The 21,156-nt window shown below is 74.0% G+C and carries 17 protein-coding genes and 1 pseudogene; 5 read left to right on the plus strand and 13 right to left on the minus strand.

The annotated features are described in order from the left end of the window. Positions 1–44 precede the first annotated feature (44 nt). The 6 genes from ACGFML_RS05940 to ACGFML_RS05965 form a co-directional block, all read right to left on the minus strand. Complete coding sequence (locus ACGFML_RS05940; protein ID WP_393541653.1) at positions 45–866, minus strand: hypothetical protein; 822 nt, start codon at positions 864–866, stop codon at positions 45–47. 217 nt (positions 867–1,083) lie between these two features. Then, positions 1,084–2,622, minus strand: a complete 1,539-nt coding sequence (locus ACGFML_RS05945) for a hypothetical protein (RefSeq protein ID WP_393540499.1) — start codon at positions 2,620–2,622, stop codon at positions 1,084–1,086. Positions 2,623–2,825: 203 nt separating this feature from the next. Beyond that, on the minus strand, positions 2,826–3,470 hold the full coding sequence (pcp, locus tag ACGFML_RS05950) for a pyroglutamyl-peptidase I (protein ID WP_393540501.1): 645 nt from the start codon (positions 3,468–3,470) through the stop codon (positions 2,826–2,828). A gap of 19 nt (positions 3,471–3,489) precedes the next feature. Then, complete coding sequence (locus ACGFML_RS05955; RefSeq protein ID WP_393540503.1) at positions 3,490–4,458, minus strand: DUF979 domain-containing protein; 969 nt, start codon at positions 4,456–4,458, stop codon at positions 3,490–3,492. Beyond that, positions 4,455–5,162 (minus strand): DUF969 domain-containing protein, encoded by a 708-nt coding sequence (locus tag ACGFML_RS05960; protein ID WP_393540505.1) that lies wholly within the window; start codon positions 5,160–5,162, stop codon positions 4,455–4,457. The genes ACGFML_RS05955 and ACGFML_RS05960 overlap by 4 nt, the downstream gene beginning before the upstream one ends. 114 nt (positions 5,163–5,276) lie before the next feature. Next, entirely contained in the window at positions 5,277–6,020 is a 744-nt protein-coding gene (locus ACGFML_RS05965; protein WP_393540507.1) for a GntR family transcriptional regulator, read from the minus strand. 142 nt (positions 6,021–6,162) lie between these two features. On the opposite strand from ACGFML_RS05965, the gene ACGFML_RS05970 reads away from it, so the two are divergent. From ACGFML_RS05970 to ACGFML_RS05980, 3 genes are read left to right on the plus strand one after another with little or no spacing between them, the layout of a single operon-like run. After that, complete coding sequence (locus ACGFML_RS05970; RefSeq protein WP_393540508.1) at positions 6,163–6,939, plus strand: LamB/YcsF family protein; 777 nt, start codon at positions 6,163–6,165, stop codon at positions 6,937–6,939. Next, on the plus strand, positions 6,936–7,556 hold the full coding sequence (gene pxpB, locus ACGFML_RS05975; protein ID WP_393540510.1) for a 5-oxoprolinase subunit PxpB: 621 nt from the start codon (positions 6,936–6,938) through the stop codon (positions 7,554–7,556). The genes ACGFML_RS05970 and pxpB overlap by 4 nt, the downstream gene beginning before the upstream one ends. Then, positions 7,556–8,443, plus strand: a complete 888-nt coding sequence (locus tag ACGFML_RS05980; protein WP_393540512.1) for a biotin-dependent carboxyltransferase family protein — start codon at positions 7,556–7,558, stop codon at positions 8,441–8,443. Before pxpB ends, ACGFML_RS05980 begins: the two co-directional genes overlap by 1 nt. Positions 8,444–8,499: 56 nt before the next feature. On the opposite strand, the pseudogene ACGFML_RS05985 reads toward ACGFML_RS05980, so the two are convergent. The 5 genes and pseudogenes from ACGFML_RS05985 to ACGFML_RS06005 form a co-directional block, all read right to left on the minus strand. Then, positions 8,500–8,952: pseudogene (locus ACGFML_RS05985) on the minus strand (GNAT family N-acetyltransferase); the annotation flags it as partial. A gap of 9 nt (positions 8,953–8,961) precedes the next feature. Further along, complete coding sequence (locus ACGFML_RS05990) at positions 8,962–12,573, minus strand: hydantoinase B/oxoprolinase family protein (protein ID WP_393540514.1); 3,612 nt, start codon at positions 12,571–12,573, stop codon at positions 8,962–8,964. Continuing rightward, entirely contained in the window at positions 12,570–13,439 is an 870-nt protein-coding gene (locus ACGFML_RS05995; RefSeq protein WP_393540516.1) for an SGNH/GDSL hydrolase family protein, read from the minus strand. The genes ACGFML_RS05990 and ACGFML_RS05995 overlap by 4 nt, the downstream gene beginning before the upstream one ends. Next, positions 13,436–14,644: a glycosyltransferase gene (locus tag ACGFML_RS06000; RefSeq protein WP_393540518.1), complete on the minus strand. Its 1,209-nt coding sequence runs from the start codon at positions 14,642–14,644 to the stop codon at positions 13,436–13,438. The genes ACGFML_RS05995 and ACGFML_RS06000 overlap by 4 nt, the downstream gene beginning before the upstream one ends. Continuing rightward, positions 14,641–15,768, minus strand: coding sequence for a glycosyltransferase family 4 protein (locus ACGFML_RS06005; RefSeq protein WP_393540520.1), 1,128 nt, complete (start codon positions 15,766–15,768; stop codon positions 14,641–14,643). Before ACGFML_RS06005 ends, ACGFML_RS06000 begins: the two co-directional genes overlap by 4 nt. 173 nt (positions 15,769–15,941) lie before the next feature. On the opposite strand from ACGFML_RS06005, the gene ACGFML_RS06010 reads away from it, so the two are divergent. Beyond that, positions 15,942–16,163, plus strand: coding sequence for a DNA-binding protein (locus ACGFML_RS06010; protein WP_393540522.1), 222 nt, complete (start codon positions 15,942–15,944; stop codon positions 16,161–16,163). Between the two features lie 37 nt (positions 16,164–16,200). Here ACGFML_RS06010 and ACGFML_RS06015 read toward each other — a convergent pair whose 3' ends face one another. Continuing rightward, a complete protein-coding gene (locus tag ACGFML_RS06015) occupies positions 16,201–17,625 on the minus strand; it encodes a HEAT repeat domain-containing protein (RefSeq protein ID WP_393540524.1) in 1,425 nt (474 codons plus the stop codon). A 323-nt stretch (positions 17,626–17,948) separates the two neighbouring features. On the opposite strand from ACGFML_RS06015, the gene ACGFML_RS06020 reads away from it, so the two are divergent. Next, complete coding sequence (locus ACGFML_RS06020) at positions 17,949–19,418, plus strand: PP2C family protein-serine/threonine phosphatase (protein ID WP_393540526.1); 1,470 nt, start codon at positions 17,949–17,951, stop codon at positions 19,416–19,418. A 147-nt stretch (positions 19,419–19,565) separates the two neighbouring features. Here ACGFML_RS06020 and ACGFML_RS06025 read toward each other — a convergent pair whose 3' ends face one another. Beyond that, complete coding sequence (locus ACGFML_RS06025) at positions 19,566–21,113, minus strand: hypothetical protein (protein ID WP_393540528.1); 1,548 nt, start codon at positions 21,111–21,113, stop codon at positions 19,566–19,568. Between the last annotated feature and the right edge of the window lie 43 nt (positions 21,114–21,156).

Here is a 21,156-nt window from a genome sequence, read left to right on the forward strand (position 1 = left end):
GTCGGTCGGTGGACTGGCGGCGAGAACGGCGGTCGTGGCGGCGGTCAGCCGGAGTGGAAGGGCAGTCCCGCGTCGGAGACCAGGTCGAGGTCGTCGGTCTCCTCACCGGGCAGCAGCGAGCCGCTGCCGTCGGCGACGGGCACCACGCCCAGCTCCAGGAGCTCGGCCATGGCGGCGCTGCCGGCCATGTCGCGGACCTGGAGCTGATAGCGGGCGGTGGTGCGGTACGCGCCGCCGGCGTCGTCCCCGGTGCGCTGGAGGAAGCCGGAATCGACGAGGAAGGTGACGGCCTTGGCGATGATCCCGGTGGTCGAACCGGCCAGCCGGCGGGCGTCCTTGGTGGCGCCGGTCGCGCTGCGCCGGGCGTAGACCCGCCACGCCGATTCCAGGCCGGGGGCATCGCTGACCGGGTCGGTGTTCTCGCCCTCCTGCTCGGCGCGCTCCTCCAGGCGGCGGCAGGCCTGTCGGACGAAGGCGTCGACGCCGTTGACGGTGATCCGGCCGATGTAGCCGTCGTCGGCGAGGTCCTCGGGGCGCGGGAAGGCCAGCGCGGCGACGGCGAGATGGGCCAGGCCGTGCAGGAAGCGGTCGGCGGAGTCGGCGGCGGCGCGGCGGGCGTAGTCGCCCATACGTACGGCGAAGACGGAGTCCTCGTCGGCGGTCACGGCCATGCCGGCGCGGGTGGAGACCTCCAGCACGATCAGGCCCAGCCCGGTGGCGACCGCGTCGGCGAGCCGGGCGAAGGAGGGATCGTCGCGGTAGCGGCGCAGCAGCTCGGCGTACTCGGCGTCGCGGGCGGGCAGCAGCTTGGGCTGGAGCCCGAAGGAGACCAGCCGCGCGGCGTCCGCGGCGTCGGCCGGGCTCAGGGGCGCGGCAGCGGCCGGTGCCGGCCCGGCGTCGGGCGTCCCCCGGCCGGCCGCCTCACCCGGGGCGGAGGTCGACTCCGGCACCACCGGCTCGGCGGCGTCGTACTCGGTCACGGTGCAAGCTCCTTGTGCGGGGTCCGGTCGGCCGGGCGGACGAGCGGCTGCGGTGTCCGGCGGGGCGGGGGCAGCGAGCCCCGGGACGGGCGGCCGGGCGCCATCAGGCCACCTCCGAGCGGTCGGCGGCCATACCGGCCGCGTCCAGCAGGGCCGTGCCGACGATGAGGTCGGCGCCGCCGAACTCCGCGTCGGCCAGCTCCGTGCCGTCGTCGACGGCGAAGAGCAGCTGGGACTCGCCCTGGCGGTAGGCCGTGCCGACCGGCGGGCTGGCGGCGTGCACCGCCAACAGGGCGACGAGGTAGGGGAGTTCGGGGTCCATGCGGCGCGCGTCGGCCAACAGGCCGGAGAGCCGGCGGGGCGCGTCGGCGGGCAGGTCGAGGAGTTCCATGGCGGCGTCCAGCTGCCGCTCGCTGAAGCGGCTGTCGTCGGGGGTGGCGACAAGGTCGGGCTCGGGCATCTCGGCACCGAGGTGCTCGCGCTCCTGGGGCGGGGTGAGCAGCACCTCCACGAGGTCGCGGGCGCGAACCGCCGAGGGGGTGCGCAGGCCCGTGCCGCGCGCGAAGAAGGCGTCGGTGACCCGGACGGCGCGCTCGGCGGGCAGCGGCAGCAGCGGGGCGACCAGCTGGCCGTAGAGGTCGAGGCCGGAGCGGGCGGTGGGGGTGGCGAAAGCCTGCCGGTCCTGTTCGGCGCGGAAGAGCGGGCCCGCCTCCAGCAGCCGGGACTGGAGCTGGGTGTGGCGCCGGATGCAGTCCTTGACGATGTCGACCAGCTCGGCGGCGCGCCGTTTGTGCTCGCCGGTCCTGTGGTCGACGGCCTCGGCCTCGTCGCGGACCTTGCGGATGTTGGTGAGGATGGCGTTCTCGTGGCGGTAGCGGTCCGCGACATGCTCCAGCGCCTCGGCGATCATGTCCGGGACGGTCTGCAGCCAGTCGACCGCGCGGACGTTGCGGCGCGTGGCGTCGAGGGTCCTGCGCAGGGTCTCGGCGTACTGCACGGTGCGGTAGCGGGCCTGCTCGGCGGCGAGCTGGGCGTCGGCCAGGCGGCCGCGGTTGATCAGCACCTCGAGCTTGACCTCGGCGGCGATCTGGGCGCTGGTGACGTCCGTGTCCAGCGCGCCGACCAGGACGTTGACCGCTTCGTCGGTGGCCCGGAGGTAGACCGTGCCGCCGGGGCCCGGGACCTCCTCGATGAGCTTGAAGTCGTAGTCGCGGCGGACGTACTCGCCGTCGGTGGTGAAGGTGCCGTAGACGGCCCGGAAGCCGCGGTCCACGCTGCCGACGTTGATCAGATTCTCCAGCACCCAGCGGGCGACCCGCTCGTGCTCGCCCTGGGGGCGGCGGGGGGCCTGGGCGGCGACCCGCGGGAGCACCTTCGCCACTATCTCTTCATGATCGGCGCCGGTGTCGAAGTCCATGTTGAGCGTGACGAGGTCGATGACGGCGAGGGCCACCTCGGCCATGGCGTAGACGCCGTACTCACCCGCGAGGTTGGCCTTGCGGGCATCGAGGTCGTGCAGCGGCGCGGTGCACGCCAGGGCGCGCAGGCGGCGGGCGAGGCCTTCGTCGGCGGCCGGGCCCGGCGCGGGCCGGGCCGGCCCGTTGAGCTGGGGCGCAGCGGCCCCCTGGGCGGGAAAAGTCACGTCGCACAGAGTAGGCGCTCGCACTGACAACGGACGAAACGGCGCGGTTCCGTCCATCGGAGGAACCGCTGGTGGACCCGCCGGCAAGACCCGCTGCCGGGCTTGTCGGCAGCGCCGCCGGACGACCGGTGCGCAAGTCTACGGCGCCGCCTTCGCGGCGCCCGCGCCGCCTCCCCGCCGCCCACCGCGCTCCGAGGGCGGGCTCAGTGCGTGGCTCCCTCCGCGACGCGGATGTCGGTGCGGACGCGGGCGGCCGTCGCCGCGATCTCGCGCAGCGCGCGGGCGGTGGAGGCGACGGACAGTGACGGCTCGGGCCGGTCGACGACCTGCTCGGGCGCGTAGGGGACGTGCACGAAGCCGCCCCGGACGCCCGGCAGTTCGGTGGCGATGAGGTGGGCGAGGCCGTAGAAGACGTGGTTGCAGACGAAGGTGCCCGCGGTGTTGGAGACCGAGGCGGGCACGCCCGCGGCACGGACCGCCGCCACACACGCCTTGATCGGCAGGGTGGAGAAGTACGCGGCCGGGCCGCCGGGCACGATCGGCTCGTCGATCGGCTCCGCGCCCGCGACATCGGGGATGCGCGCGTCGTCGAGGTTGAGGGCGACGCGTTCGACGGTGATGTCGGGGCGGCCGCCCGCCTGGCCCACGCACACCACGATCTCGGGCCGGAAGTCCGCGATCGCGGCGTGCAGGGCGGTCAGCGACGCCCCGTAGACGCAGGGCAGTTGCACCGCACGGACGTCGAGCCCGCCGGGCGGTCCGTCGGCCACGGCGCGCGCCGCCTCCCAGGAGGGGTTGGTCGACTCGCCGTCGAACGGCTCGAATCCGGTCAGCAGTACCCGGGTCATCCGGTGGTCCTCATCGAGCTCAGAAGGCGAACAGGGACATGAACACGATGTTGCAGCCGAGCAGCACACCGGCGGTGGGCAGCTGGGCCTTGATGGGCCCGTAGCGGTCCTTGAGTTCCAGGAGGGCCGCCGGAACGATGTTGAAGTTGGCGGCCATCGGGGTCACCAGGGTGCCGCAGAATCCGGCGAGCATGCCGATGGCCAGGACGGCGGCCGGGTTGCCGTCGAAGTGGCCGATCAGGACCGGCCAGCCGACCGCGGCGGTCATCACCGGGAAGGCGGCGAACGCGTTGCCCATGATGACGGTGAACAGGAACATGCCCACGCAGTAGACGACGACGGCGATGTAGAGCGAGTCCTTCGGCAGCACGGCCGTGGTGAGCCTGCCCACCTGGGTGCCGACGCCGGAGACCTGGAAGATGGCGCCCAGCGTGGCCAGCATCTGCGGCAGCAGCATGGCCCAGCCCATCGCCTCCAGCATGGAGCGGCCGGACTCCACGGGCACCGATATCCGCTTCTCGCGCAGCAGGATCATACCGACGACCAGGGCGACGACGGCGCCGAGTCCAAGGCCGAGGATGGTCTCGCTGCCCTCCTGGAGGACGGGTTCGCCGCCGAAGGAGAGGTGCTTGACGCCGATGGCGCAGACCATCGCGACGCCCGGGATGGTGAGCGCGGGGACGAAGAGCTTGTTGCCGAGGCGGTCGGCGAAGGCCGCGCGCTGCTTGGGAGTGGTGGTGCGCGGGGTGCCCCGCCCGGTGAAGCCGAAGCCCGCCAGGGCGGCCATGACGAGCACCGCGACGCCCAGCGGCTCGGCGGGCGCCTGCTTGGTGACCACCCAGCTGCTGTAGATGAAGCCGGCGCCGATCAGGCCCCAGAAGGTGCCGGTGCCCAGGCGCTTGGGGTTGCTGCGATCGGTGAACATCTGGGCGGCCATCACCAGGAAGCTGAGGCCGACGAGCCAGTAGAACCACTCTGCCTTGATCACTGGACGGCCTCCGGCACATCGGTTGCGGGCCGGGCGGTGCGCAGTTCGCGCTCCAGCCGGCGGTCCAGGCGCAGCAGCCGCCAGCCGTGGAAGACGAAGGCGCACAGGGCGGTGGGAATCGCCCAGAGTGCGAGCTGCAGCGGCTCCAGGTGGGTGCCGTAGGAGGTGTTGACGAAGCCGGTGATGAGCAGGATCGAGCCGACGGCCAGGAAGACGTCCTCGCCGAAGAACAGGCCGACGTTGTCGGCGCTGGCGGCGAACGACCGGACCTTCTCCCGCATCCGGTCCGGGAGCGGCCCGTACTTCCGCTCGACGGCGCCCTCGGCCATCGGCACGGCCAGCGGGCGGACGGTCTGGGCGGGGCCGAAGACGTTGTTCAGGCCGACCGCAGCGCCGATCTGCCGCAGCCCCAGATAGAGCGCGAGGAAGCGTCCGGTGGTGAGCTTGCCGAACCGGGCGATGAGGCGACGGGCCTGCTCCTGGAGGCCGTAGCGCTCCAGGAGGCCGATGACCGGGAGGGTGATGGCGAAGATCGTCACCGCCCGGCTGCCGGCGAAGCCGTCGCCGAAGGCGGCCAGCACCTTGCCGGGCGACAGGCCGCCGAGGAGGCCGGTGAGGATGCCGGCCACCCCCACGACCAGGAGGGGGTTGCGTTTCGTGGCGAATCCGACCACCACCACGAGCACGCCGAGGAGCACAATCATGGGCCCGCCTTCCGCGTACAGGGACCCCACGGACGGTGAGGAGAATTTCGAGGAGGCTAGGCGATTGTTCAACGATCCGACAAGGGGTTGACGGGAACGAACTCCCGGCCCGTCTCACCCCTCCGCGATGCGCTGCGCGTACGCCCCCGACAACTGGCCCCGCGAGTCCTCCAGGTACCCCAGCAGCAGCCGCTCGGCCTCGGCGGCATCCCCCGCCAGCAGCGCGTCCACGATCTGCCGGTTGCGGATCAGATACGGCGCGTAGAAGCGCTGCGGGTCGTCCATGACGTGGAAGACCAGGCGGAGCTCGGCCAGCACACCGCGCATCAGCTCGTCCGTCCGCGGGCTCCCCGCCAGGGCGACGACGGCCTGGTGGAAGCGGATGTTGGCGGTCGAGAGGTCATCCCAGGCGCGGTCCGCCGCGGCCGTCTCACCGGCCCGCACCGCCGCGTCGATGGCCGCGATCGCCTCGGCCACCGGCGCGTCGTACGGCCCGCTCCCCAGGCCCCGCACCGCCGCGCTCTCCACGATCAGGCGCACCCGGAAGATGTCGTCGAGGTCCTCGACCGTCACGACGCGCACGAACACCCCGCGGTTGAGCCGGTGCTCCAGCAGCCGCTCGTGCGTGAGCAGCCGGAACGCCTCCCGCAGGGTGTTGCGCGAGACGCCCAGCGCGCCGCCGATGCTCTCCTCCGAGAGTCGGGCGCCGGGCGGGAAGTACCCCTCGGTGATCCGGTCCCGCAGGATGTCGGCGACGCGCTCGGCGGTACTGGAGCGCCCCAGCAGGGGGCGGTCCGACTCCAGGCCCCTGACCTCGGCCAGCCGCCGCTGATCGTTCTTCCCCGCTCCGCCGGTCATTGCGCTCCCCGCTCTCCGCTGTCGTCTCGGCGGAAGTCAATCCCACACGGGAGAACGAGACAACACACCTCTTGTCGGATCGTTCAACAATCCAGTACGTTGACCAGCGCCCCTGCACGTGCGCACCACGGAACGGACACCCATGAGTGACCTGGCGTCCCCTCCCGTCATCGACCTCAACGCCGACCTCGGGGAGGGTTTCGGCCGCTGGCAGCTCACCGAGGACGACGCCCTGCTGTCCGTCGTGACCAGCGCCAACGTCGCCTGCGGCTTCCACGCCGGCGACCCGTCCACGATGCGCCGGGTGTGCGAGCTGGCCACCGAGCGCGGCGTGGTCATCGGCGCCCAGGTCTCCTACCGGGACCTGGCCGGCTTCGGCCGCCGCGCCATGGACGTCCCGCCGGACGAGCTGGCCGACGAAATCACCTACCAGATCGGCGCGTTGGAGGTCTTCGCCCGCGCCGCCGGTGCCCGCGTCGGCTATGTCAAGCCGCACGGCGCGCTCTACAACCGCTGCGTCCACGACGAGGAACAGGCCGCCGCCGTCAGCGCGGGCGTCCGCGCCGCCGGCGGCGCCCTGCCCGTCCTCGGCCTCCCAGGCTCCCGGCTGCACGACGCCGCCCGCCGGGCCGACCTCCCCGTCGTCGACGAGGCGTTCGCCGACCGCGCCTACACCGCCGGGGGCACCCTCGTCCCGCGCCGCGAACCGGGCGCCGTGATCCATGATCCCGACGAGGTCGTCAAGCGCGCCCTGGGCATGGCCCGCGACCGCACCGTCACCTCGGCGGACGGCAGGGCGCTCACCGTCTCGGCCCGTTCGCTGTGCCTGCACGGCGACACCCCCGGTGCCGTCGGCCTGGCCCGCCGCGTGCGGTCCGAACTGACCGCCGCCGGTGTGCACGTGCGGAGCTTCGCATGAGGCCGCTGCCCGTCGGCGAACACGGGCTGCTGATCGAACTGGACAGCGCCACGGAGGTCGAGGCGCTGCACGCGGAGCTGCTGCGCCGGGCCGCCGACGGCACCTTGCCGCCGGTGCGCGAGATCGTGCCGGCCGCCCGTACGGTCTTCCTCGACGGCCTCGCCGACCCCCGCGGCCTCATCGCGGAACTACCGGCGTGGGACGTCCCGCCGCTCACCGGCGGCGACCGCCCGGCCGTCGAGATACCGGTCCGCTACGACGGCCCCGACCTCACCGAGGTCGCCGCGCTGTGGAAGGTCACCCCCGACGAGGTCGTCCGCCGGCACTCCGGCACCGCCTTCCGCGTCGCCTTCTGCGGCTTCGCCCCCGGCTTCGGCTACCTCACCGGCCTGCCCGCGCCGCTGCACGTACCCCGCCGGACCACCCCCCGCACCCGGGTCCCGGTCGGCTCGGTCGCGCTGGCGGGCCCGTACACCGGTGTCTACCCCCGCTCCTCCCCCGGTGGCTGGCAGCTGATCGGCACCACGGACGCCGCCTTGTGGGACCCGGGCCGCGAACCGGCGGCGCTGCTCGCCCCCGGCACCCGTGTCCGCTTCGTCCCCCAGGAGAACGCCTGATGGCCGACCGCGCCCTCTCGGTCGTACGGGCCGGAGCGCTCACCACCGTCCAGGACCTCGGCCGGCCCGGCCACGCGCACCTGGGCGTGCCACGGGCCGGCGCCCTCGACGAGCCCGCGCACCGCCTCGCCAACCGGTTGGTCGGCAACCCCGAAGCGGCGGCCACGCTGGAGACGACCCTGACGGGATGCGCCGTAAGGCTGCGGAGGACCACCACCGTCGCGGTCACCGGCGCCCCCTGCCCGGTGACCGTCGACGGCCGTCCCGCCCCCTGGAGCGCACCGGTACGTGTCCCCGCGGGCGCCGTCCTCGATGCCGGACCGGCCACCCACGGCCTGCGCTCCTACCTGGCCTTCGGCGGCGGCGTCGACGCCGAACCGGTCCTCGGCAGCCGCGCCACGGACCTGCTCTCCGGCCTCGGCCCGGAACCGCTCACCGACGGCGCGGTCCTTCCCCTGGGCGGCCCGTACGGCCCGCCGGCCGCCGCCGATGCCGTGCCGCACCCGGGCCCGGTGACCGAACTCGTGCTCCCTTTCCTCCCCGGCCCCCGCGACACCTGGTTCAGCGCTCACGGCCTGCGCACCCTGGTCACCGGCCGCTTCCAGGTCTCCGCGGCGAGCAACCGGATCGGCCTGCGCACCGAGGGCCCGTCCCTCGAACGCGACCGGCCCGGCGAACTCCCCAGCGAGGGGATGCCGTTGGGCGCCCTCCAGGTACCGCCCAACGGCCTGCCCGTGCTCTTCCTCCACGACCACCCCACCACCGGCGGCTATCCCGTCGTCGGCGTGGTCCCCGAGCACTGGCTGCCGCCCGCCGCCCAAGCCGTACCGGGGACACCGGTCCGATTCGTGCCACGGCGCCCCGGGCGGGACCTCCCCGTCGGCTGAGGGCTGTCCCGGCCGGTCTCCGCCCCGCGGGCCAGGAGCTCCGCCACCGCCGCCTCGCCCACCGTCTGATCTCCGCTCGTCTCGCCCGTGGGCCGGAACCCGAGCCCCCGGTAGAAGGCTTCGGGGCCGTCCTCGCCCGGGTGCCAGGTCGTCGTGAGGCGGCTGCCGCCGCGGCTGCGGATCTCGGCGGCCACGGACACCACCGCGAAGCGGCCGTATCCCCGGCCCTGTTCGCCGGCGGCGATGTTGAGGCGCCAGAGGCCGGAGCGGATGTCGGTGCCCGTGCCGTCTCCGGTGAAGTCGATGCCGAAGAAGGCCATCAGGAAGCCGACGGGGCGGCCGCCGTCCAGGACCAGGCGGGGCCACGCGGTGCCGGGGTGCACGTACGCCTCGGCGAGCGACTTCACGACCGGCGCGACCAGGTGCTCCTGGTCCGGGCGGACCCGCAGCCCGATCGCGGCGTCGACGTTGTCCGGGGTGATCTTCTCCAGGCGGAGCGAGGTCGTCATGTCGGCACCCTAGGGTGCCGCTCTCCCGTATCCGCCACCGCCCGGCGTCCGGACCACCAGTACGTCGTCCACCCCGAGGTCGGCCGTGTCGCAGCCCCGCAGCACGTCACGGGAACCGTCCGCCCGCTCGACGGAGTTGACGCCCAGCGAACCCGGTGCGCCGCCCGCCGCCCCGTACGGCGCGATCCTGCGGTGCTGACTCAGCAGTGCCACCGTGACCGGCTCCAGGAAGCGCAGCCGACGCTCCACGCCGCAGCCGCCGTGCCAGCGCCCGGCGCCGCCGGTGCCGGGGCGGATGGCGAAGCCGTCCACACGCACCGGGTAGCGCCACTCCAGGACCTCCGGGTCGGTCAGCCGGGAGTTGGTCATATGGGTCTGTACGGCGTCCGCTCCGTCGAAGCCGTCGCCCGCACCGGAGCCGCTGGCCACCGTCTCGTAGTACTGCACCCGGTCGTTGCCGAAGGTGACGTTGTTCATGGTGCCCGAGCCCTCGGCCTGGACGCCGAGCGCCGCGTAGAGGGCGCCGGTGACCGCCTGGGAGGTCTCGACGTTGCCCGCCACGGTGGCCGCCGGGTACTGCGGGGACAGCATCGAGCCCGGCGGGATACGGACCGTCAGGGGCTTGAGGCAGCCGCTGTTGAGCGGGATGTCCTCGGTGACCAGGGTACGGAAGACGTAGAGCACCGCGGCCATCACCACGGAACTGGGCGCATTGGTGTTGCCGGGTTGCTGGGGTGAGGTGCCGGCGAAGTCCAGTACGGCGCTGCGGGCCGCGCGGTCCACGGTGAGCGTGACGTTGATCTGCGCCCCGCTGTCGGTCTCGTAGCGGCAGGAGCCGTCCGAGAGCCCGGAGATGATCCGGCGCACCGACTCCTCGGCGTTGTCCTGGACGTGCCCCATATAGGCGCGTACGACGTCCAGGCCGAACTGGCCGGTCATCCGGCGCAGTTCCTCGATGCCCTTCTCGTTGGCGGCGACCTGGGCGCGCAGATCGGCGATGTTGGCGTCCGGGGCGCGCGAGGGGTACGGGCCGGCGGCGAGGAGTTCGCGGGTCTCACGCTCGCGCAGCTCGCCGCCGCGCACCAGCAGCCAGTTGTCGAAGAGGATGCCCTCCTCCTCGATGGTGCTGCTGAAGGCGGGCATCGAGCCCGGGGTGATGCCGCCGATGTCGGCGTGGTGGCCGCGGGAGGCGACCAGGAACAGCAGCTCGTCGCCGTCCGTTGCGAAGACGGGGGTGACGACGGTGATGTCGGGGAGATGGGTGCCGCCGTGGTAGGGATCGTTGATCGCGTAGACGTCGCCGGGCCGCATGTCGTCGCCGCGACGCCGGAGCACCTCCTTGATGGACTCCCCCATCGAGCCCAGATGTACGGGAATGTGCGGTGCGTTGGCGATCAGGTTGCCGTCGGCGTCGAAGAGCGCGCAGGAGAAGTCGAGTCGCTCCTTGATGTTGACGGAGTGCGCGGTGTGCTCGAGGCGGACGCCCATCTGCTCGGCGATGGCCATGAAGAGACTGTTGAAGACCTCCAGCATCACCGGATCCGCCCCGGTGCCCACGGCACTCCGGCCGCCGCGTTCCGTCACCCGGGACAGCAGCAGATGCCCGCGCTCGCCCACCTCCGCCCGCCAGCCGGGGTCGAGGACCGTGGTGGCGTCCTCCTCGGCGATGAGCGCCGGACCGGTGATCCGGTCGCCGGGGCGCAGATCGGTGCGCCGGTGGAGCCGGGTGTCCCGGCGGCGCCCCTGGGCGTACATCCGCACGGTCGAGGTGTGCGCCGGCTTCCCCTCCCGCCCGGCGAAGCGCACTTCGTGACCGGACGCGCCACCGGACGCGCCGAGCGCCTCGACCGACACCGCCTCGGCCACCAGCGGCTTGTCCATGGTGAACGCGTAGCGGGCCCGGTGGGCGCGGAGGAAGTCGGCGGTCATGGTGTCGGCGTCGGCCAGCGGGACGCCGATGGTGGCGTCCGTCCCGGCGTAGCGGACGAGGACCCGCGCCCGGGTGGTGATGCTCTCCTCGGGCACGCCGTCGTCGAGGAGTTCGCGCCGGGTCTGCGCCGCCAGCGTCCGGCACGCCTCGTGCACCCGGTCCACGGCCCCGGCCTGACCGAACTCCGCCTCGACGGCCTGTTCGCGCATCGCGGTGGCGTCGGCGACCCCGATGCCGTAGGCCGACAGCACCCCGGCCAGCGGCGGTACGAGCACGGTGCCGATGCCCAGCGCGTCGGCGACGGCGCAGGCGTGCTGGCCGCCGGCGCCGCCGAAGCTGGTGAGGGCGTAGCGGGTGATGTCGTGGCCGCGCTGGACGGAGATCTTCTTGACCGCGTTGGCCATGTTGAGGACGGCGATGTCCAGGAACCCGGCGGCCACCTCCTCGGGACCGCGGTCGTCGCCGGTGGCGGCCGCGGCCCGCTCCGCGAGCCGGCCGAAGCGGGTGCGGACGACCTCGGCGTCCAGCGGCTGGTCGCCGTCCGGTCCGAACACCGCGGGGAAGTGGTCCGGCTGGATCCGGCCGAGCATCACATTGGCGTCGGTGACGGTCAGCGGGCCGCCCCGCCGGTAGCAGGCCGGGCCCGGGACGGCGCCGGCCGAGTCCGGGCCGACCCGGTAGCGCCGCCCGTCGAAGTGCAGGACGGAGCCGCCGCCGGCCGCGACGGTGTGGATGTTCATCATTGGGGAGCGCATCCGCACCCCCGCGACCTCGCTGCCGAAGACCCGCTCGAACTCCCCGGCGTAGTGCGACACATCAGTCGAGGTGCCGCCCATGTCGAAACCGATCACCCGGTCGTACCTGGGCCCCGCCTCCTCGGCGGCGCGCACCATACCGACGACGCCGCCCGCGGGCCCGGAGAGCACCGCGTCCTTGCCCCGGAAGTGCTCGGCCCGGCGCAGCCCGCCGTTGGACTGCATGAACATCAGCCGGATCCCCGGGAGCTGGGCGGCGATCTCGTCGACGTACCGGCGCAGGATCGGCGAGAGATAGGCGTCCACGACGGTCGTGTCCCCGCGCGGCACCAGCTTCATCAGCGGGCTGACCTCGTGCGAACAGCTCACCTGCGAGAAGCCCGCACGCCGGGCCAGTTCGGCGACGGCCCTCTCGTGGCCGGCGTGCCGGTAGCCGTGCAGCAGGACGACGGCCGCGCTGCACAGCCCGTCCGCGCGGGCCCGGAGCAGCGCCTCGCGGACCGCGTCCGCATCCAGCGGCCGCACGGTCTCGCCGTGCGCGCCGATGCGTTCGGGCACCTCGATCACCCGCGTGTAGAGCGCCTCGGGCAGCACGATCCGCCGGTCGAAGATCCGCGGCCGGTTCTGGTAGGCGATGCGCAGCGCGTCCCGGAATCCCTCGGTGATCAGCAGCACCGTCGGCTCGCCGGTCCGCTCCAGCAGCGCGTTGGTGGCGACGGTGGTGCCCATCTTGACGACGGAGACCCGCTCGGCGGGCACCGGCTCGTCCGGGCCCAGCCCCAGCATCGTCCGGATGCCGGCCACCGCCGCGTCGCGATAGCGCTCGGGGTGGTGCGAGAGGAGCTTGTCGGTGACCAGGCGGCCGTCCGGTCGTCTGCCGATGACGTCCGTGAACGTCCCACCGCGGTCGATCCAGAACTCCCAGCGTCCGGTCATCCGGTCATTGTCGCAGCGTCGTTCGGATCTCGGAGGGCGGCGAGCGCGGCACGCGTGGCGCGCTCGGCCGTGGCATCGAGCAGTCGTCCGGACCCGGCCAGGCCGTGCCGGCACTCCTGGACGGCCAGCGCCAGCAGGCCGGGCAGCAGGTCCGTGCACCGGTCGGCGACCCAGCGGGTGCCGCGGGTGGCCATCCACCAGGCGGATCCGGCGCGGGTCGGCGGCGGCCCGTCGAGGGTGAGCGCGGGCGGCGGCCCCACCGCGTGGCCCGCGGCGGCCAGTGCCGCGTGGAAGCCGCGGGCCAGCAGCCGGTGCCCGAGTTCGCTGGGGTGCAGCCGGTCCACGCTCCAGCTGGCGCGCTCGGCGACCCAGGTGGGGTCGACCAGATGCAGATGCACGCCCCCGTAGCGGCCGGACAGCTCGTGCACGACGGTGTTCACCGCGCGCATCCGCCGGGCGAGCGGGCGGGCCAGCGGAGCGGGCAGCCCCAGCATCCGCCCCGGGTCGGGCAGACACGCCGTCAGGACCACCGCTCCGTCGGCGCTGAGCGTGCGGTGCGCCAGATCGAGCGCGGCGGCGACCCGGTCGATGGCGAAGGCGGCCCGCAGGGTGTCGTTCGCGCCGACCACGAGCGAGGCGTACCGCGGGGCGAGGCGCCGCGCCGCGGGCAGCTGCCGCTCGGCCACATCGGCCGCCAGCGCCCCGCTGCACGCCAGATTCTCCAGCGGGACGCTCCCCGGCCGCTCCCCCATCGCCGCGGCGAGCAGGACCGCCCACCCGCGCCGGCCGCCGCCGGGCAAGGGGTCCCCCAGCCCGGCGGTCAGCGAGTCGCCGAGCGCGGCGAAGCCGCTCCGCCGCACCGTCACCACCCGCCCCGGGGCGGCACGGGCAAGGTCCCGTCCGCGACCGCACGGTCCCGGTGGGCGGGCGCGTCGTGCGCGGCCAGGAACGCCGCGACGGCGGGTTGCCAGCCGTAGCCCTCGGCGCGCTGCCGGGCGGCGGTACGGCGGGCGGGGACGGGGCGGGCCAGTACCCGCTGGACGGCGTCGGCGAAGGACTGGCCGTCGTCCAGGGCGGTGTCACCGGCGCCGCCGACCAGCCCGGCCAGTGCGGAGGCGGCGCTGGCGACCACGGGCGTACCGCAGGCGAGCGCCTCCAGGGCGGCGAGGCCGAAGGTCTCGGCCGGGCCGGGCGCCAGCGCGAGGTCGGCGCTCGCCTGGAGCGCGGCGAGCCGGGCCCGGTCGGCGAGGTGCCCGAGGAACGCCGCGGGCAGCCGCTCCGCCCGCACCCGGGCCTCCAGACGCGCCCGCAGCGGCCCGTCGCCGGCCACCACCAGCGCCGCGTCGACACCGCGCCGGCGCAGTTCCGCCAGCGCGTCCAGCGCCCGTCCCGGCCGCTTCTCCGGCGACAGCCGGGAGCACATCAGCATCAGGACGGCGGCCCGGCCGGCGCAGCGCTGTCGCAGCTGCGCGCTGTGGCAGTCCGGGTGCCAGCCGGCGAGGTCGACACCGAGCGGCGCTCGCACCACGTTGCGCGCGCCGACCCGGGTGAACTCCGCCGCCGCCCATTCGGTGGTGCACACGATGCGGCTGTAGGCGTGCGCCGTACGGGAGTTGAGCCGGTCCGCGACGGTGCGGGCGAACGGCGTGGGCGCGCCCCAGGTCCGCAGCACCCCGTCGACGCTCTCGTGCGAGACCATCACCGCCGGTATCCGGGCCCGGCGCGCCCACTCCCCCGTCCAGCGCAGCGTCGTACGGTCGGAGACCTCCAGCCGGTCGGGTGCCAGCGACCGCAGTACGCGCCGCAGCAGGCGGTGGTCGGCCAGGACCCGGTAGCCGCCGGTGCCGGGCACCACGAGCCCCGGCAGGGTGATCACCCGCCCCTGCTCGGTGCGTTCGTCGGACATTCCGCCGCCCGGCCCCGGGACGATGAGCACCGGCTCGTGCCCGGCGGCGGCGTAGCCCGCGCCGAGTTCGCGCAGCGCGGTGCGCAGCCCGCCGGAGGCCGGGGTGACGAAGTTGGCCAGCCGTACGATCCGCAGCCCCGATGCCGCCCCGCGGTGCCCGCTCATGCCGCCACCGCCGTCCGGTCGGCGAGCACGGCCTCGTAGTGGGCGAGGAGCTGGTCGCCGATCGTCTCCCAGGTGCGGTCCCGGACGGCCGCGCGGGCCGCCGCACCGTACCGGACGCGCAGCTCGGCGCTGCGTCCGAGCAGCAGTACCGCGTCCCGCACCGCACCCCCGTCGCCCGGGGGCACCAGCAGCCCGGTCCGGCCGTGGTCCACCAGGTCGAGCGGACCGCCCGCGCCAGGTGCGACCACAGGCACCCCGGAGGCCATCGCCTCCTGGACGGTCTGGCAGAAGGTCTCGTACGGCCCGGTGTGGACGAAGACGTCCAGCGAGGCGAAGAGGCGGGCGAGTTCGTCGCCGGTGCGGCGCCCCAGGAAGCGCGCCTCGGGGAGGGCGGCGCGGAGCCCGGAGGCGCTGGGGCCGTCGCCGATGACGACGGCGCGCACCCCGGGGAGCCGGGAGGTCTCCGCCAGCAGCCGTACGTCCTTCTCCGGGGCCAGCCGCCCCACATACCCCACGAGCAGCTCCCGCCCCGCGGCGAGCGAGCTGCGCAGCACGGCGTCGCGCCGCCCGGGGTGGAATCGCGTGGAGTCGACCCCGCGGGGCCACAGATGGACCCGCGGCACGCCGTGCTCGGCCAGGTCCAGCAGCGCCGCGCTGGAGGGCGCCAGTGTCCGGTCGGCGGCCGTGTGCACCGCCCGGATCCGCCGCCAGGCCGTCGCCGCACCGCCGCCCAGATAGGTGCGGGCGTAACGGCCCAGATCGGTCTGGTAGACGGCGACCGTGGGGACCCGCCGCCGGGCCGCGGCGGCCATTCCCCGGGCGCCGAGGACGAAGGGACTGGCCAGGTGCACGACGTCCGGCCGGTGTCCGGTGAGGGCGGCGGACAGTCGCCGCCCCGGCAGCGCGATACGTACCTGCGGATAGCCGGGCAGCGGCACGGAGGGCACCCGGACGACCGGGCAGGGGCTGTCGTAGGTCGCGGCCGCCGGTTCGGGGCCGGCGAGCGGGGCGACGACCAGCGGATCGTGGCCGCGGCGGACGAGGTGACGGGCGGTTTCCAGGGCGCAGTGTGCCACGCCGTTGACATCGGGCGGGAAGGATTCGGTGACGATGACGACACGCATACGGCTGTTGTCGGCGTGCCGGACGTGGACCGGACCACGGGGATCTTTCCGTCCGGGGAACGTCCCATGAGCGTTCCGCGGCGCACGACGCCACCGGGCGGCGCCCGGGCCGGAGTGTCAGGCTGGGACGGGGCGCCCCACGGCGCCGTGGCGAACCGGACGGAGGGATGTCTGTGACGGCCGACGACGCGGCGTCCGAGCCCTCGGACGGGCTTCCCCCGCAGATCGGCGCACCGGCGCGCCGGGCGCTGGAACGGGCGGGCTATCTGCGGCTGTCGCAGCTGGCCGGGGCGAGCGAGGCCGAGCTGCGGCAACTGCACGGAATGGGGCCCAAGGCGCTGCGCCTGCTGCGGGACGCCCTGGCCGAACGCGGCATGTCGTTCGCCGGCCGGTGACCCCGGGGCGGGCCGCGCCCACGCCCCTTGCCTCGCCCTACACCCCTTGGGCCTCCGGCCCGAACCGGCTCCGCACGGCCGTCTGTACCTCGGCCTCCTCGGCCGGGTCGGCGGCCAGGCGGCGCAGCTGCTCGACGACCCGGTCGTCGCCGGTGGCGGCGTACCGGGCGGCCAGTTCGCGGGTGGTCTCCTCGCAGTCCCACAGGCACTCGACGGCGAAGCCGGCCGCGAAGCCGGGATCGGTGGCCGCGAGCGCGCCCGCCGCCCGCCCGCGCAGGTGCGAGGAGGAGGTCTCGCGGTAGACGTGGCGCAGTACGGGGGCGGCGCAGGCGACCTCCAGGCGGCCCGCGCCGTCGACCAGCTCCCACAGGCCGGACCCGTCCGGCCCCTCTTCACGCACCGTGCGGCGCAGCGCCGCCAGCACCAGGTCGGCGTCGCACCGGGCGCCGCGACGGGCGAGGACCGCGGCGGCGGCGGAGCCGAGCCGGTCCGCACGACGAGCCCACCGGCGGGCCTGCTCGACCGCGGCCACGCTGCGCATCCGCTCGAAGGCGGCGAGCGCGGCGGCGACCAGCGGCTCGGTGGACAACGGGTCGACGGCGGCGGCCTCGATCAGGTCGAGGACGTCGTGATCGCCGCGTTCGGCGAGGTGGTGCAGCGCGGCGGCGCGTGCGGCGTCCGGTCCGGTACGCGCCGCGTGCAGCAGCTCCGGGCGGTCCTCGGGGCCCGCGACGACGCCCAGGCAGCGGGCGGTGGCGAGATGCCGGTGCGCGTCGGCCTCCGGGCCCGGGCCCTCCTGGGCCCACCGGAGGACCTCGGTCACGCTCCAGCCGGGGCGCGGCCCGCGCGGCCGCAGCTGGCGCTGCCAGCGGTCGAAGGAGCCCTGCTCGCCGGCGGCGGTCAGCCGGGCGGCGTACCGGGGGTCCTCGGCCCACAGCCGCCAGGGCCGGGGCTCGAAGGCGTCGCGGACGGCGGCGGCCAGCTGGGCCTCGCCCTCCTCGGTGCCGCTGAAGCGGGCGAGCACGGCGGGGGCGAGGGTCATCAGCCCCGCGTCGTCGTCACGGAGCGCGAGCTCGTCGAGCGCCCAGCGCCAGTTGGTGCCGGCCGCGGCGTAACTGCGCAGCAGCAGCCGGGCGGCGTCCCGTCCGTACGCGGCCAGGTGACCGAGCACGGCAAGGGCGAGGCCGGTGCGCTCCTCGCCGGTGTCGACGAGGTCGTCGGGGTGGAAGAGATGGCGTTCGATCTCCTCGAGTCCACCGTCGAGCTGCATGTACAGGCGCGCGTAGTACAGCGAACGGTTCTCGACCTGCCAGTCGCGCCTGGGGTCACACAGCACGCTGTCGTTGAGCGCCGCGAGCGCCTCGGCGCGCGGCGCCGCGAGGGCGTGCAGGGTCCCGTCGCCGCGACCTCGTTGAAGGAGGCCGAGCAGGGTGCCACTGGGCGCTATGTCTGGATCGAACATGAGGTCAGCATCCGGGGCGAGGGGCAGGCTGGCAACGGGATTTCCGCTGACCGGCATTCTTGCCGGTGACTGCGGGCCGTATGCGTCGTTCCCACCATGGATCGATGGACAGGACAGCTCTACGGCGGGCGCAGCCTAGCGTGGAAGCCGTCATTCCGCCGATTCGACCCAGGGTTGCCGCGGAACGCCTATGGCATATGCCAGGTGCACCACCGTATCGGGTAATGCCAAATCTCTTACGGACGGTCGCAGCCTGTGCAACAGTCGTTACCGGCCCCTTTTGTCAGACCTGACCCCGGCGCCGCCTGATCACGGAGTACGTCATGCCGTCCCCCCTCTTCGCGGATCACTCAGCCGACCGGTCTCCCGAGCCCGACACCGTCGAGGCGCTCATCACGCAGGCCCGCCGCCTGCGCGGTGGCCTGGACGCGGTGCGCCGGGAGTCCTCGGTCGACACCGGCCTCGCCGTCGACCCGCAGCTGCGCTGGCAGCGGGCGCTGTGCGATCTCGCCGTCCACCACCTCGACGACCTCGGCGGTCATCTCGACCAGCTGAGAGAGGGACTGCCGACGGAGGACACCGAGGACGCGGCCGCCGCCGACCTGGCCGACCTGCCGGCGGCACCGCCCGAGCCCGCGCCGCACGAGCGCGGTGCGCTGCTGCGGCGGGTGGGCAGCGCCGAGTGGAATCTGCTCACCGACGAGGTGACCTGGTCGGACGAGCTCTTCGCGATGTTCGGCCGCTCGCCGTCCGACGGCCCGCTGACCCTCGACGAACTACCGTCCCTGATCCTCGACGAGGACCAGGAGGGACTGGCCACCATGGTCACCGACTGCCTCGTGGACGGCCGGCCGATCGACGGCGAGTTCCGCATCGTGCGCCCGGACGCGAACCTGCGCACCGTCCACATGGTGGGCGAGCCGGTGCTCGACGCCGACGGCAGCACGGCATGCATGTGGGCCGTGCTGCGCGACGTCAGCGAACTGCGGCGCACCCAGGCCGTGGTACGCGAGTCCGTCGACTCCCTGCAGCGTGAGCGGCACATGGCGCAGACCGAACACCGGATGGCGGTCGAGCTCCAGGAGTCCGTGCTTCCGCAGTGGCGCGACGCCCCGTCCCTCCCCCAGGGCGGCCCGGTCGCCCTCGACTTCGCCGGGCGCTACTTCCCCTCCGGCACCAGCGCCCTGATCGGTGGCGACTGGTACGACGCCCTGCAACTCCCGGACGGCAAGACGCTGTTGAGCGTCGGCGACCTCACCGGGCACGGCGTGACCGCCACGTCGGGGATGGCGATGGTGCTCGGCGCGCTGCGCGGCATGGCCGTCGCGGGGCAGCAGCCGGGACCGCTGATGGGCTTCCTCAACCACCTCCTGGACACCACCGCCCAGCCCGCCCTGGGCAGCGCGGTGTGCTGCCGTTTCGACCCCGACAGCCGCCGGCTGGACTGGGCCCAGGCCGGGCACCCCGCGCCGCTGCTGTTCCGCGGCGGCACGGGGCGCGCGCTGGACCCACCCGAGGGCGTACTCCTCGGCGCGACCGCGGGCGCGACCTACACCCAGCACAGCGAACCACTCGAGCCGGGCGATCTGCTCGTCCTGCACACCGACGGTCTGGTGCCCCGCCGCAACCACGCCGTCGACGCCCACGAGGATGCCGAGCGACTGCTCGCACTGGCGCCGCGCTTCGCCGCGGCCCGTAGCGCGCAGGACAGCGTCCGTATCGTCGTCGAGGAGTTCGGCAGCACCGAGCGCGAGGACGACGCGTGTGTGCTGATCGCCAGGATCGGCGACTGACGCAGTGTCGTGGCGGGCCGCCGGTCACCGATCGGTGGGGTGATCCGGCCGGCTCGCACGCGCGGGGGAACGCCCCATCGATCGTCGCTCCGGCGGCCGGTGGGTGGCGCGCCAGGCCGGTGAATCGAAGCAGCGTCATATGACGCTTCAGAGCGAGAGGTTGGGCCCCAGGCCCGCCGCTCCCAGCCCCGTCCCGAGCCCCGGTCCGCTCTCCTTGGACCGGGGCTTCGGCTTCTGTTTCGGCAGGACATGCTGGATCTCCTCGCGCAGGTCCTGGATCTTGGCGTAGTTGGCGTACTGGCCGGTGAGCCGGAACATCTCCCGCAGCCGGTCCCAGGTGCGATGGGAGGAGTTCTCCCCGATCGACACCAGCGCCAGCCTGGCGTAGCGGTCGGCCTGTTCGGGGTCGTTGCCGAGGAAGCAGGCCGAGGCCATCGAGATGTAGTCGAAGATCTGGGACCGCTGATGACCCGCCGCCCGCAGCCGCAGCGCCTGCTTGGCGTGACTCTGGGCGATTTTGGCGGCCGAGGGGTCGTGATCGGCGAGCGTACGGAAGGCCAGCGCCTCCATGCCGTGCAGATCCGCCTCGTCGAACATCTGCATCCAACTCGGCGGCGGCACATCGCCCTTGTCCGAGACGAACAGCTCCTCCGCCTCGCCCAGCGTGCGGCGCATCGCCTGACCGTGGCCCTTGGACGCCTGCGCCCATGCCTCGATGGTGTGCAGCATGGCGCGGGTCCGCGGCAGGGTCTGCTCGCCGGAACCGGACTTGGCCAGCTTCATCAGGTCCAGGGCATCGTCCGGACGGCCCAGGTGGACCATCTGGCGGGCGGCCCGGGAGAGCGCCTCCCCGGCCCGGGGGCGGTCGCCGCCCTCACGCGCGGCATGGGCGGCGATGACGAAGTACTTCTGGGCGGTGGGCTCCAGGCCGACGTCGTGGGACATCCAGCCGGCCAGCACCGCGAGGTTGGCCGCCACCCCCCACAACCTGCGCTGCAGATGGTCGGGGTGGCGGTAGGCGAGCATGCCGCCGACCTCGTTGAGCTGCCCCACCACCGCCTTGCGCTGCAGCCCGCCGCCGCGGTTCGCGTCCCAGGCGCGGAACACTTCGACCGAGCGCTCCAGCGCGTCGATCTCCTGTGATCCCACCGGGGCGGCTTCGTAGCGGTCGAAGCCGATCTGGTCGAACTCGTCGAGGGCGCCGGAGGCGAAGGGATCGTGGGGACGTGGGGTGTCGGAGGTCAGGGCCGGGTCGGTGTGCAGCCAGTCGTGCATGGCGCCGGTGAGTGCGGATCCCGCGGCGAGCGCCGCGCCCGCACCCACCAAGCCGCGTCGGTTGAGCATGAGGTCCATTCCCGTGAATTCCGTGAGGACCGCGGCGGTCCGTTCGGGAGCCCACGGCAGACCGTCCATGGCCTGCCGTTTCCCCGAGCGACCGGTTCTGGCGAACCCGAGGTCCTCGATGGTTACGACACGGCCGAGGCGCTCGGTGAACAGGGAAGCCAGGACCTTGGGCACCGGATCGCGGGGGGTCTCCCCCATGTCGATCCAGCGCCGCACTCGCGAGGTGTCGGTCGCCAGCTGCGGATGGCCCATGGCCCCCGCCTGCCGGTTGACCAGTCTCGCAAGCTCTCCCTTGGACCAGCCGGCCAGGCCGAAAAGGTCCGCGAGACGGGTGTTCGGCTGCCTGTCCACGTCAAGCCCCCAGGTTCCTCGACTGAGTTGACAGTAACGGGCG

Source organism: Streptomyces sp. NPDC048650, assembly GCF_043199095.1.
Taxonomy (GTDB): Bacteria; Actinomycetota; Actinomycetes; order Streptomycetales; family Streptomycetaceae; genus Streptomyces.

What these genes read in the sequence shown, in the direction of transcription:
- ACGFML_RS06000 (WP_393540518.1), bottom strand. Translation starts at nt 14,644, where the DNA reads ATGAGCGGGCACCGCGGGGCGGCATCGGGGCTGCGGATCGTACGGCTG.
- ACGFML_RS05990 (WP_393540514.1), bottom strand. Translation starts at nt 12,573, where the DNA reads ATGACCGGACGCTGGGAGTTCTGGATCGACCGCGGTGGGACGTTCACG.
- pcp (WP_393540501.1), bottom strand. Translation starts at nt 3,470, where the DNA reads ATGACCCGGGTACTGCTGACCGGATTCGAGCCGTTCGACGGCGAGTCG.
- ACGFML_RS06005 (WP_393540520.1), bottom strand. Translation starts at nt 15,768, where the DNA reads ATGCGTGTCGTCATCGTCACCGAATCCTTCCCGCCCGATGTCAACGGC.
- ACGFML_RS06015 (WP_393540524.1), bottom strand. Translation starts at nt 17,625, where the DNA reads ATGTTCGATCCAGACATAGCGCCCAGTGGCACCCTGCTCGGCCTCCTT.
- pxpB (WP_393540510.1), top strand. Translation starts at nt 6,936, where the DNA reads ATGAGGCCGCTGCCCGTCGGCGAACACGGGCTGCTGATCGAACTGGAC.
- ACGFML_RS05965 (WP_393540507.1), bottom strand. Translation starts at nt 6,020, where the DNA reads ATGACCGGCGGAGCGGGGAAGAACGATCAGCGGCGGCTGGCCGAGGTC.
- ACGFML_RS05970 (WP_393540508.1), top strand. Translation starts at nt 6,163, where the DNA reads ATGAGTGACCTGGCGTCCCCTCCCGTCATCGACCTCAACGCCGACCTC.
- ACGFML_RS05980 (WP_393540512.1), top strand. Translation starts at nt 7,556, where the DNA reads ATGGCCGACCGCGCCCTCTCGGTCGTACGGGCCGGAGCGCTCACCACC.
- ACGFML_RS06020 (WP_393540526.1), top strand. Translation starts at nt 17,949, where the DNA reads ATGCCGTCCCCCCTCTTCGCGGATCACTCAGCCGACCGGTCTCCCGAG.
- ACGFML_RS05960 (WP_393540505.1), bottom strand. Translation starts at nt 5,162, where the DNA reads ATGATTGTGCTCCTCGGCGTGCTCGTGGTGGTGGTCGGATTCGCCACG.